Raw genomic sequence first — 12269 nt, 5'->3', positions numbered from 1 at the left:
AAAAGTCTATGGTACAGCATGATGTTATTGTGATTGGTGCAGGCGCTGCAGGTTTAATGTGTGCCTCTAGCGCAGGACAACGTGGGCGCTCTGTCCTTGTTCTTGACCATGGTAAACGTCCAGGTCGAAAAATTCTTATTGCCGGCGGTGGGCGTTGTAACTTTACTAATTATGATGTGACTGCCAAAAACTATCTAAGCCAAAACCCTCACTTTGTTAAATCAGCATTGGCTCAATATACTAATTGGGACTTCATTTCGATGATCTACAAGCATGGGATTGAGTTTGAAGAACGCGACCACGGTCAGTTATTCTGTGTTAATGAGCATGATTCGAAAGATATCGTAAAAATGTTAATTGATGAGTGTGATGAAACCGGTAATGTTAGTTACAAGTATCAGTGCGAAGTTACTAAAATTGAGCGTATAGTAGATAATTATTTTGTAGTTGAGACCACCAACGGAATCTTTAAGTGTAAGTCTTTAGTTGTTGCAACAGGTGGACTTTCAATGCCACGTTTAGGCGCGACTCCTTTTGGGTGGAAAGTCGCAGAGCAGTTTGGTTTGGGAGTAATAGCCCCACAACCGGCCTTGGTTCCATTTACTCTAGATGGCCGAGAAAAGGGTTTAACAGAGTTAACTGGAACAGCCCTACCAGTGCGTATTAGTTGTAATAACCACGAATTTTTAGAAGCTCTATTGTTCACCCACCGAGGTATTTCCGGTCCGTCAGTTTTACAAATATCTTCATATTGGAATCAAGGTGATATAGTTAAAGTTGACTGGGTGCCTAGCTTGAATATCCTTGACTTGCTTGAGAAAGCAGTAATAAATAATCCTGCTCAAGAGATTAAAACAACGCTGTCCAAAGTGTTACCTCGACGCTTAGTCGAGTACTTTATCGAGCTGAGTGTGTTTGAAAACAAACCACTTCGTCAGTTGAGCAGACGGGATATGGAGAGTATAAGTGCTGCTCTTCACTCTTGGGAAATAAAACCAAATGGGACAGAAGGTTATAGGACAGCTGAAGCAACCACTGGGGGGGTCGATACGGATTATTTATCCTCTAAAACAATGGAAGCGAAGAATGTTTCTGGGCTTTATTTTGTTGGAGAATGTGTTGATGTAACAGGCCACCTTGGAGGCTTTAACTTCCAATGGGCTTGGTCTTCTGGTTGGGTCGCAGGGCAAAACGTATAGAGCTTATTTCTTTTCAAAGTCTAGAAGGTTAGTATGTATCAGGTTGATAAGGTTTTGCTTATCAGCCTTACTCATCTTTGCAATTAAACAATCCAGCAGTGCTGGTATCCTCACAAAAAATAGTTAAGTTCATCTGCATTTTTCTTAATGTGCTTATATCAGGGGTGTGTCTTCCCTTCTCATACTGATTCATTCGCGCACTCGCCGAACTTTCATAAATATCAATACGTATCCTCAGCTCTTTCTGGGAGAACGTTGTTTTTTTGGTGATAATGTTACAGCAAATAAATATAGAAATTTCGAAGAGTTTGTACAATCACAATTTTCTGAGAATAGGGAGTTGTGTATATATCAGTCTCTTACGTTAAGTTTGTTGCGACTCACATATAAACCTGGCAGATTTGAAAGGAGATATCTTAGCTTTTCTAACATCCAGATACGACAAGAGCCACTAGAAGTGGCTCTATTAAGCGCTACCTGCGGTCAATACTCGATGAGAGGAAGAGAACAGGGCTATTTGAATTCATATATCTACGAGTGGAGCTGAAGCCGCGTTTCTCATAGTAAGCATCAGTAGTATATGCTTGTAACCTGTCGAGTTCAAATCTAGCTGAACATGCAGGCATTGCTCAAGCTTATGCCCCATTGTGTGCCAACGTCAATTGAGCCGTTCCATGTTGCTCTACCTCATGGCTTAGTTTTACTAATATGTTTGACGTGTCTAAATAAGAAAGATACTTCGCTGAGTAACAATCAAAGTACAATGACTTTGTTATTTGGTACGGGCTAACATCCAAATAATAATTAATCTTATCAGCGACAGGAGTTCACAATGAAAATTTATGGACAAAAAACGATAGAAGTCGTTGTTGAACGATATTGTGAGATCTGTGGTACTAGCGGCGATGGTCGATTCAAATGGCGTACAGTTAGAAGAGGCTAGTGAACTGACTGCTAACTGGGGATTTTGGTCAAAAATGGACGGTATTACTCACCATCTTGATATGTGTGAAAGTTGTTTTCAAGTTGCATTATCTGCTCTAAAGGAGTATCGTCGAAGTGTTGTAATTTTCGATGATAATCAAGACCTTCCAGATGAAAAAATTGGTCAACAACCTGCTGGCTAAAATCAGACTCGATTGTTAGTGAAACAAGCCGTTTCCCAATTGTGCAGCAGCCTGTTGCACAAGTCAGTCAAAATCAAAAAATACCCCAATCCAAGCCTCAGTGCCTTCTAAGAACTATAAAAAAACTTATTCGATTACCAGCGAGAGGAGAGTTTTGATAAACTAGTCCCTTTCATCTTTCCGATCCAAAAATCTTTTATCCCGACAATGAGAACTATCTTAGGTGTTCCCCCTTTGAGGTGTGTTGACCATGATGACCTATCTTGTTGCGATGGTTGAGGGAAGTCCTCGGGGTGAGTATGCCACTCTCCGATATAATTAACCGTTCCCCCAGACAATTGGAAACAATTATCGACTTTCTGTTGATGGTGCTTGCCTCGCCTATCCACTAGGTTTCTCTGTCTAAGATCACCAAATCCGGGCTCAGACAGATCAGTAATAACTATATGCTGGCCTCTTTCTTCGCCAAGTAGCACACCTGCTGCTTCATTATCCTGCATTTCAGTTTGTTTATATTTTTCTAGAACGGCTAAAACATGTTCAGTAATTACGACGAGGTGTCCATTGCTATCTTGATACGTAAGCTCTCTGTCAAACTTCATTGCATACCACGCATTGCTTTTGAGGCAGCAGTACCTTTCTCTTTCCGGTGCGATGGCGAGGGTCTAAGATAAACTCACTGTAAGTCCAAGGCGTGCTTACATTAAGCGTATTTAATACAGCCTCCAACGCCATAGCAGCAGAAATCTGGCTTACTCCAGCGTCATAAACTGTATAAGTATTTCCACAGCTGACTTTTTTTTCTTTAGACAGATCTAGGTCTTTAAAGCGCATGTCGATATGGTCTTGATGGATGCTCTTATCAACCGTCATACACCCATAGCAACTCAGATTGTCATCAACTAAAACCTTAGCTGCTCTGCCATTACCATCATTGAACACATGAACGATAGTAGGCCGTTTGACGGACATCTGACGAACAACAAATGCTAGCCTCTTTGATACAGGGGGGCGACCAGTTGCATCAATAACAATATCGTACTTACTAAGCGTTCCTTCATTGATAGGAAAATTACTATCAAATCCAGAAATACTTTTAGCTAAGTGTGTTGAATTATTAAGCTTTTTAGCTAAAGCTGAGGCTTTATTGCTCCCAAAGTCTGATACAGAAAGTGTATGCCGGGAAAAGTTATGAGGCTTTAGAGTATCTCTATCGTAGAGATGTAAGCATTTCGCACCTAAGCCAGCTCCGTTTCGAACGAGCAACTCTGCTAAATATCCCCCTATTGTACCGCACCCAATTAGAGCAATGCTTTTTGAGCTTAATTCAAACTCCCTCTGTTGATTACGGCTTAATAAGGCGGATTTATCCGCTCTAGTAATTGATAACCGAGCGAACTTGGAGCAAAAACCTTTTCTAGACAAAATTCCGATCAGATTTTTGAAAGACGTTTGCTTCCTCTTTCTTCGGGTTTTCCGCGAACTAAACTGGCACTCAATACTATTTACATCTATCTCTAGATAAAGGGAAACCGGATCTTGCTTCTCAATATCAAGCACAACAATATTTCTTTTTGCTTTTGAGTTAGATAGGCATCGAACAAGATGATCTCTTGCGCTGAAATCAACTAGCTCAAGCCAAGATAGCACCTCTTTAAGATCTTGAGGCGGCCACTCTACACCGGATAACCGACTTGGACGAACCCAGACATAATGAGTTTTTATCGCGGGGCTCTCAGGACGAACCAACTCTAAGTCCCTTTGATTTAGCCAGCTTTGTAAGTACTGATTGGTCCGTAAGTCATGCTCTTTTTTGTCAACCTCTACGGTAATATACTCGCTTGACCGTAGCTTTTCTTTACCTGTCGCTCTTGCTAAAACGGATGTGTAAGTGGAGTGTCTTTGAAGTTCGCTGAGTGAATATAATTCGGCAGTGGAAGACCAGTAAGATACAAATTCATTATCAAGCTCCTCGTCTCCTTTGACTTCATTGTCCATAGCATTTACTGCAATATCCAATGTTGTCTTTATCTGAAGATCTACAGTTTTGTATAGTTCAACTAAGTTATTCGGATTCCAGTCAGCTTCCATTTGTTCGACGTAACACAGGTAGCCTTCATGAGATATATGAGGGATTAGCCGCCCTTGGAGAGCTAGCGGCATATCAATTACAAAGACAGTTGGAAGCTCAATATGCGGGTCACTCGCTTGTATCATTGCAACTTCAAACGCACCATACTTTGTATCGTGTCTTTTTATATAAACCCCACCTAAAATGAAGTATCTCTGTAAAAAGGACTCTTTTTTTAAACGGTTTATAGGTCTGTAACTATAACCAAGCTTAAGTAGAGCCTGATGAGTAATACTCACTATGCTTATCCACTCACCATTGAAGAACTGATTTGTGTAGAAGAGTTTGCTTTGGTTGGTTCCTGACTAAATGCAGGAGCGGCAGCCTTATGCTTAATAAGTTCTGGGTCAAAAACTCGCTCTCCGAAAACTAAAGACAACTTAGATAGAGCATCACTTTTTGATTCAGCTCTTTCTGCTTCTCGTAGTTGTTCGGGTAATAACCTCAACTTGCCAACAATATCCCGTTCTCTATTAGTATGCTGACTTTCTGGCGGAAACAATGGTCTTTCATCAGTGCTATCTGGACTTTCAACCCCTTTAAGAAACTCTTGGTATAAGTTGTCAGCAACAACCTTCATTGTCTCTCCCATATCTTGAGCGTCAACAAAGTGTTGCTGCAAGACTTCAACCGTTGCAGCCATCAAACTGATGGATGATGGACCACCTACTTGCCACTGTGCATCACGCCAAGCTTTCATATACCTACATACTTTTCGCAAATGTTTACCTATACGGCGACACTCGCCTTCAAACCAATCTTCAACAATCTTCGGGTCGCTATTCATCCACTTAGCGCTACCAGGTTCTCCATCTCTAAGAGCAAGGTTTACATTTTCAGAGTCTAGCTTTTCATACTCGAGATCATCTGCCGAATCTTGTATAAAGCCATATGCTTCCGTCCCTACTGACTCATACATTCCGCGACGATTAAAAGCCTTAAGTACAGCGGTTTCTTTTTCCAAGAACTGTTCTTTTGGGATGGCATACATTGGAACATCAATGTGTGTACGTTCTTGAGGGATTTTTATACGGGCACAAGTTCGTTTGCTATCGAACTCCCAGCCAACATTTTCTTCCACTAATGACATAAGGGACGCGTCAACTAGCAGAGTTAAAAGTTGGTGACCAATCTTTGGCTCTGACTCAAAGAAAGTCATTGGAAGGTAAGTCCCATCATCAATATCCATTTCTTGGCCTGGGTGAAAAGGGCGGTTTAAAGTTCTGTATTTGAAGCTACCCTGAGTCCAAAATCTAGGCTTTAAGGCGGAAAGTTCCTTTAAAGTATCTTTGTCCATTTGACTCAACAAACTACTTGCTTCAGTGATTTGTTGATTAGTAAGATACCGAAGCTTTGTGTTTTGTAGACGTAAGTACAGATATTCACTTTTTTGGCTAAATGCCGCCTGATCTTTGGCGACAGCCCCAATCTCCTCAAAGACATTTGTAATACGCTTCCGGATAGTATTACGAAGATACAAGAGCTTTTCATCATCTTCTTTACTGAGAAGAAGTTTACCCATTAAGCCGTCTGTTCGATTAGTGTAGTAGTGGTGTAGATTCCAATTCATGCTAAAGATCCCTTTTCATTGAGGTATCAGATGTCACTTTAGATTTAAATGGCTCTGCTGGTCTAGAAAAGATCAGCTTCAGTCGCTTATCTTTTGCAAACTCTTCATTTGCCAACTGCTGGCCTCTAGAAGCTAGGTTGTCTAGTGCTTCAATAGTAGAGTTATCAAGTGTAATATCTCCTGCAGCTTCATTTGGGACCCTACTATCTAAGTTAATATAGTTGCCGACGGCACCATGTACATTCAACTCTCTTTTTAGCATAAACTGATGTAAAATTTGATTAGCAGTCATAGTGGTAAGAACTAATCGCTCTCCTAATCCCCACATTCCTAGGTAGCCCTTTTTAGCTCTCAATACCTTCGGACTAAGTGCATAATCTTCCCCCATAGTCCCAACATTGAGAACATGAATATCTGAGTATGAAGCATCTGGAAAATCAGTTTTCATATCACCAAAAACCTCATGCAAACCTACAAAGCTAGGATTGTTCGCTACTAATCCTCCATCAGCAAAGTATGCTTTAAGGTCTTCGCAAAAATATGGTTCGAAATAAGTAGGTGCCGCAGATGTGGCTAGAGCAGCATCCACTAACTTCAAAGGCCCATCACGAGTGAAATTTGGGTTATGTGGCGTCTTAAAAAACTGAGGACGACCCGTTGATAAGTTGACAGTAGGGATCATCACTCGCCTATTAAGATCGTTAAATGTTGTGTTTTCACCAATCATTTCAATAATGGTTTCTTTTAATGGTTCCGTTTTATAAGTGGCACCAAATGCTTTCTTGATTTTTTTCAGTGAATTATTGAACCATTTATGCCGAGGGAATATCTTATCGCCCTTGCTATAAAAAACATCCTTTAGCTCTCGTGCAGATTTTCCCTCGGCCAATCCTAAAGCGAGAAGTCCTCCAATGGATGTACCTGTGATCAGATCAAAATAGTCACCAATCTTAATCGTCCTCTCGTTTGAAGACTCTTCAAGGATCCGCTCTAATTCAGCTAACACGCTAATAGTAAACAGGCCTCGGACGCCCCCGCCATTGAGGCTTAAGACTCGGATTGCATTTGAGGGAAGGAGGTTGTCGCTCATTTCTTTTCCTTAAATTTGATGTTACTGGAGCGCTTGATAAATGCAATCTGCATTTATAGTATTCATTCCATATATTGACGCCTAAATAGTAACTAAGCACAAGATATGGGTATATAAAGCATTTTTCAATAGCTTGAAAAGGATAAAATGAACGATAATTTCAAAGAGGGATCTTTCTTGTTAGTGTCTGCTAACCCTAGGCCGTAGGAAATGCGTTCTGTTGATATATACAGTGAGCATATTTGTGCATTAATTATCTGGGAATAATTTTGTATTGAATTTATACAGGACGCAGATGGACCTCATGGATCATCAGGCTTGGTTAGAATTGTATAGACACGATTGTGTGCTTTTCGATACCAAAAGTTATCCGCACTGCTCTAATTTAGCAAATTCTCTAACACAAAGATGTTCGTGCGACGTGAAGTCGCATGAAGCGCTGTTCACCGCGATAAGAGTGAACCGTTTGTATCACCAGACGACCCTAAGGCTCTGAATAAAGCAGCGAGCCTGACAATGTAACGAAGTTTGGCTCTGTGCCAGACGGGAGCAAAACCGTGAGGGGACGCTCCTCCTGATAACCACGAATTGGGTGAGTGCTAGGGAATCAGTATGATGAACGAAAGTGAATCCATGTAAGGTGCGTTATGCTTGAAGCAGCGGAAGTGGTTAATACGCTGTAGCCAAACGGCGAAGGGAATAGGAAAGAGGTTGGACAATACTCTTTCGTGATCGACAGGCTCCCCGCACTATAGTGGGCATCTAACCTGATATTGCGCGACATGCGGAACACGGTAAGCCAGTATCGTTCCTTCGGGAAAGCTGTCTGTGAAGAGAGCCGATAGCGGTGCTGGTAAAGGAGGTTGGAAAAAGCGAATGCTGCATTGTAATGATGCAGATACAGACGGATGTCTGACACGAAAGTGTGCCCACTTCCAACTGGTCTCCCGTTGCAAGATGATTTGGAAAACTTTATTCAAGAAGGAACGCAGATGATCTCTTCTCATGAAGTGAGTGCCCCTTCTGGCAGCGCCCAATGGCAATCCTTCGACTGGAAAGCGGTTGAGCGCCATGTGTTAAGGCTCCAGATGCGCATTGCAAAAGCAATCCGAAAAGGTAAACACGGTAAGGCAAAAGCACTACAGTGGATACTGACTCACTCGAAAGCAGCAAAGCTTCTCGCTGTTCGTCGAGTATCACAAAACAAAGGCAGTAAAACGCCAGGAATTGACGGCGACATCTGGAACACCGATGCACGTCGAATGGCGGCAGTCAGTTTACTGAGCAGAAAAGGCTATCGAGCCAAGCCGCTCAGAAGAATCTATATCCCAAAGAAAAACGGCAAACTCAGACCATTAGGTATCCCGTGCATGATAGACCGAGCGCAACAAGCGTTACATCGTCTAGCACTAGAACCTATATCGGAAACAATTGCCGACCCTAACAGCTATGGCTTTAGACCCAATAGAAGCGCAGCCGATGCAATACAGCAGTGCTTCAAATGCCTGTGCAAAAAGGGAGCAGCACAATGGGTTCTTGAGGGGGATATCAAAGCTTGTTTCGACAAGATAGGTCACCAGTGGCTACTTGATAATATCCCGATAGATAAAAGGATGCTCAAGCAATGCTGGAATGTGGCTATATAGACAAGGGACTGTTCTACAAAACAGCAGAGGGAACACCACAAGGCGGGATAATTTCACCTACCTTGATGTTGCTCACTCTTGTCGGACTAGAAAAGCTAACTAAGTCTATCGCTCGCAAGACAGGCAGCAGAGTAAACTTTATAGGTTATGCTGACGACTTTGTTATCACGGGGTCTTCAAAGGAAGTCCTAGTGAATGACATTAAGCCGCAACTGATGGCTTTCTTACAAGAAAGAGGTTTAACGCTTTCTGAAGAGAAAACGCATGTGACTCATATTAATGATGGCTTTGACTTTCTTGGCTTTAACGCCAGAAAGTACAAAGGAAAACTGCTCATTAAACCGAGCAAGTCCAACGTATTATCATTCTTACGAAACATGCGTGACCTCATCAGAAAACACGCAACAATCCCAGTAGCCGATCTCATCAAGATGATGAATCCAAAACTACGAGGATGGGCGAATTACTATCGCCATTGTGTTGCTAAACAAACCTTCGGCTATGTTGGCCATCAGATGTTTCTAGTGTTATGGCGATGGTCAGTCAGGCGTCACCCAAACAAGGGGCGTAAATGGATCGCACACAAGTACTTTCTAAACTATCAAGGGCAATGGATTTTCCATGGCTGGTTTAAAAAGGATGGACTGTATGGCGTGATCCGACTGTTTCAAATCGGTCAAGTGCCAATCAAGCGACATGTAAAAATCATGAGTCAAGCGAACCCGTTCGATCCTTTTTGGGAAGGTTTTCTCAATGAACGTAAGGTGAAAAATACAGGTCGTAACTCATGGTTTGACCCTGTTGCCACTGCTTTGTGAGTTGCTGGGTAACAATAACGCCTTAGTGGAGGCTTGAGCCGTATGCAGTGAAAGTTGCACGCACGGTTCTCAGGAGGGCGGCATCTGGTAACAGGTGTCGCCTATCCGACAAGAGTGTGCGGCGTTTTAATGGCAAACCTTGTCTTGATTCATTCTTCGAGCTAAAAAACTTATCACGCAGGTTGCGTGATGCAACTTGCGTGATGAGTTTGCTTTTATTTGTGGAAAAGACCAAGTAATAAATAAGTAAAGATATCGTTCCAATCAATCAGGTTTATATTGTCTTTTTCTCTATTAGGTGCTTCCTCTAGACTAAAGCGCCTCCAACACTTTAGGTGCTAACAGGTTCCTGCATGTACAAAATTGATACAAATTGGTTGAAGGGATATTGCATCCTGAATTTTCTACATGCGATACCAAAACTTATGCATATTTTTGGTATATGTACTAAATTCAACGTTACTTTTGGTATTTGCGCTCAAATACACGACCAGAAAAGTGTGAAATACCAAAACTAGAGTTAAATTTTGGTATTGGTTTTAAACAGTAGTTCCTTTGGGAACACCTCAATTAAGATGTATGTACGCTAGACGTGTTGCCTCTTGGCGCTGATAATTAACACCATTAAAATTGATTCAAATATGTATTTGGACGTTAGACCACAAGGAGCGCCTCAATGCGTGACCCTAAACGAATAGAAACTACGCTTTTACTTTTGAAGGAGCTTTGGGGCAACAATGCTGACCTTCGGTTCAATCAGTTGATGTATAACCTTCAACGAGAGTTTTCACTCGAGAACGATGGTAAAGGGCAAATCACGGAAATCTCGCAAGAGGGTATTCAGCATGTTGGTTATGATCTGTTTTACATAGAAGATGACATTTTCATTCAATTTCTAGAGAGAAAGCTAACGCAACAACAGCGCTAGCTTTTGGTTAGATAACAAAACATCGTTGAAAGTTGTGAAAGAATTACTAGTGGTTGCTACTCTGCATGAACTGCCTTGGTAAATGCAACGCACATCTGTTGTATAACATTACGGTGGACTTTCTGGATATTGCGGGCACGACCCTCACTCACAATAACTCTACTCATCAAGCGAGTAACTGCTTCACGACGCTGTTGGTCGGAAAGGCGAATTCTTTTAGTTTGTTGTGTCATGTCGTATATCTTAGATGGCTAGCCGCGGATTTCATTCGGTAACGATTAGACATTAATATAGCTTTGACCTTGTATCGCGTCTACACTCACCTAAACAGGTTCAATAGATTGGGCTAATTCTTGCCCTTTTATCTGTAAGGGTATGAACCCCTGTTACCGTAAAGAGAGTTGCATCCTGAATGATCTTATGAATATCTGTGTTAGAGGGCTCTTTAAAGGGGAGGTCTGGCAGTTCCACCGCAAATTTCCAGTACCAGTAAATGGCACACATATCAAACGTCCAATTAGGACGATATTTTCTAAGTCTCTTATCGCTGGTGACAATCAGCCTCTTTCCTAAAATAGGAACACAGTCGTTATAACTAGTCATACAGTGCCTTTGAAACTGTTCTCACCTTTTATTTTTGCGTAAAATATGCTCATAAAGTAAAAGGAATACCAAATGAAAAACAGATGGTTAGGTATGGCTTGTGTGCTTCCTTTATTGGTTGCGTGCAATAGCAAAAGTTCAGCAATTAAGGTGTCTAGCGAGACCGTTTCACAAAAGCAAATCGATACGATTGTGTCGAACATCAATAAGTTCTACCCAGAGGCAACCCAAGAGCAAAAGCAGAAAGCGGCAGAAGTGGTGGTACGAGCTATCGAGAACATGGTGTTCGTCGAAGGCGGAAGCTTCGATATGGGTGATTTCAAGATGGATTGTGATTTCCCAACAAAAACTGAAAACCGCTTAGATTGGTCTCCAGACGCGCAGTGTTTTAACTTTGCTACTAATCTATCTGGAGCCCAACATTTACATAAAGTTACTCTCGATTCTTATTCGATTTCTAAATATGAAACTAGCTTTTTAGATATGGAATGGATGCGTCAAATAAATGGATTACCGGTAGCCCTCACTAACTTCATTAGTGTAATTCCTTTGAAGACAAAGCGTATGGAGCGGACAGATGAAAAATATAAGAAAGCTATTGAATACAATTTGAAAAACAATGAGGCTGCATATACAAAATCTTGGCAAGAGGCAAAGGATTACTGTCAGTGGTTGGGCAAAGTTTCCACTTTAGAATTTGATATTCCGACAGAAGCGCAATGGGAGTTTGCGGCAAGGAGTCGCGGACAGCATTACTACTATGCAACCAATGATGGTTATCGTTCCCTAACTGAAGGACAATATTTTGATCCAGATATGGGTAAATATATAGATATACTCCCTTCAGAAGTAAATAGTAGTACGAGTAGTGAAGAATATATTGGTCAATGGCCAGCAAATCCTCTGGGGATATATGGGATGAGTAATGGTATTCAGGAGTGGGTTAATGATTGGTATGCAAAAGAGTATTACCTAAACTCACCTGAACACAACCCGCAAGGACCGGAAAATGGTATTCAAAAGGTTGTTCGAGATGGTGGCGGAGTAAAAACCTTTGACCGTTTTGGTAAAGATCCTGTTCTTGACGCTTACTCCCCAACCCACAGCTTCCGTTGTACGATTCACGATTCAAAACCGATTTCCAAATAATATTGGCC

Annotated in this window: 8 protein-coding genes and 2 pseudogenes; 5 read left to right on the top strand and 5 right to left on the bottom strand. The window is 41.6% G+C overall.

Annotation, left to right across the window (positions count from 1 at the left end; genetic code table 11):
* The first annotated feature begins 8 nt into the window (after positions 1-8).
* Positions 9-1199: an NAD(P)/FAD-dependent oxidoreductase gene (locus KJB05_RS17695; protein ID WP_065645809.1), complete on the top strand. Its 1191-nt coding sequence runs from the start codon at positions 9-11 to the stop codon at positions 1197-1199.
* Between the two features lie 3 nt (positions 1200-1202).
* Here KJB05_RS17695 and KJB05_RS28730 read toward each other — a convergent pair.
* Positions 1203-1497, bottom strand: a pseudogene (locus KJB05_RS28730) (XRE family transcriptional regulator).
* Between the two features lie 571 nt (positions 1498-2068).
* Between KJB05_RS28730 and KJB05_RS17690 the strand changes: the two are divergent.
* A complete protein-coding gene (locus KJB05_RS17690; protein ID WP_244142936.1) occupies positions 2069-2326 on the top strand; it encodes a hypothetical protein in 258 nt (85 codons plus the stop codon).
* Positions 2327-2460: 134 nt separating this feature from the next.
* Here the strand turns inward: KJB05_RS17690 and KJB05_RS17685 are convergent, their stop codons facing one another.
* Genes KJB05_RS17685 through KJB05_RS17670 form a run of 4 tightly spaced genes read right to left on the bottom strand, consistent with a single transcriptional unit; the run spans position 2461 to position 7117 of the window.
* Positions 2461-2928: a Mov34/MPN/PAD-1 family protein gene (locus KJB05_RS17685; protein WP_065645810.1), complete on the bottom strand. Its 468-nt coding sequence runs from the start codon at positions 2926-2928 to the stop codon at positions 2461-2463.
* Positions 2918-4696: a ThiF family adenylyltransferase gene (locus KJB05_RS17680; protein WP_082244881.1), complete on the bottom strand. Its 1779-nt coding sequence runs from the start codon at positions 4694-4696 to the stop codon at positions 2918-2920. Before KJB05_RS17680 ends, KJB05_RS17685 begins: the two co-directional genes overlap by 11 nt.
* Before the next feature lie 5 nt (positions 4697-4701).
* The gene (locus KJB05_RS17675) at positions 4702-6027 is read right to left on the bottom strand and encodes a cyclic GMP-AMP synthase DncV-like nucleotidyltransferase (protein ID WP_065645811.1); all 1326 of its coding nucleotides are present in this window, start codon (positions 6025-6027) and stop codon (positions 4702-4704) included.
* 1 nt (position 6028) lies between these two features.
* Positions 6029-7117, bottom strand: a complete 1089-nt coding sequence (locus KJB05_RS17670) for a CBASS cGAMP-activated phospholipase (protein ID WP_065645812.1) — start codon at positions 7115-7117, stop codon at positions 6029-6031.
* 992 nt (positions 7118-8109) lie between these two features.
* On the opposite strand from KJB05_RS17670, the pseudogene ltrA reads away from it, so the two are divergent.
* The 3 genes and pseudogenes from ltrA to KJB05_RS17655 all read left to right on the top strand — a co-directional run bounded on the left by ltrA (position 8110) and on the right by KJB05_RS17655 (position 12261).
* Positions 8110-9581 (top strand): annotated as a pseudogene (ltrA, locus tag KJB05_RS17665) (group II intron reverse transcriptase/maturase).
* Between the two features lie 676 nt (positions 9582-10257).
* On the top strand, positions 10258-10509 hold the full coding sequence (locus KJB05_RS17660) for a hypothetical protein (protein ID WP_065645813.1): 252 nt from the start codon (positions 10258-10260) through the stop codon (positions 10507-10509).
* Positions 10510-11184: 675 nt separating this feature from the next.
* Complete coding sequence (locus KJB05_RS17655) at positions 11185-12261, top strand: SUMF1/EgtB/PvdO family nonheme iron enzyme (RefSeq protein ID WP_065645815.1); 1077 nt, start codon at positions 11185-11187, stop codon at positions 12259-12261.
* Positions 12262-12269: the final 8 nt, after the last annotated feature.

Source organism: Vibrio sp. B1ASS3, from assembly GCF_905175355.1.
Lineage (GTDB): Bacteria > Pseudomonadota > Gammaproteobacteria > Enterobacterales > Vibrionaceae > Vibrio > Vibrio owensii.
Note: the sequence above shows the minus strand (reverse complement) of the source record. Positions and strands in the feature narration are given on the sequence as shown.

Coding starts and splice junctions, on each gene's coding strand:
- KJB05_RS17695 (WP_065645809.1), top strand. CDS start 9: ATGGTACAGCATGATGTTATTGTGATTGGTGCAGGCGCTGCAGGTTTA.
- KJB05_RS17685 (WP_065645810.1), bottom strand. CDS start 2,928: ATGAAGTTTGACAGAGAGCTTACGTATCAAGATAGCAATGGACACCTC.
- KJB05_RS17675 (WP_065645811.1), bottom strand. CDS start 6,027: ATGAATTGGAATCTACACCACTACTACACTAATCGAACAGACGGCTTA.
- KJB05_RS17670 (WP_065645812.1), bottom strand. CDS start 7,117: ATGAGCGACAACCTCCTTCCCTCAAATGCAATCCGAGTCTTAAGCCTC.
- KJB05_RS17660 (WP_065645813.1), top strand. CDS start 10,258: ATGCGTGACCCTAAACGAATAGAAACTACGCTTTTACTTTTGAAGGAG.
- KJB05_RS17655 (WP_065645815.1), top strand. CDS start 11,185: ATGAAAAACAGATGGTTAGGTATGGCTTGTGTGCTTCCTTTATTGGTT.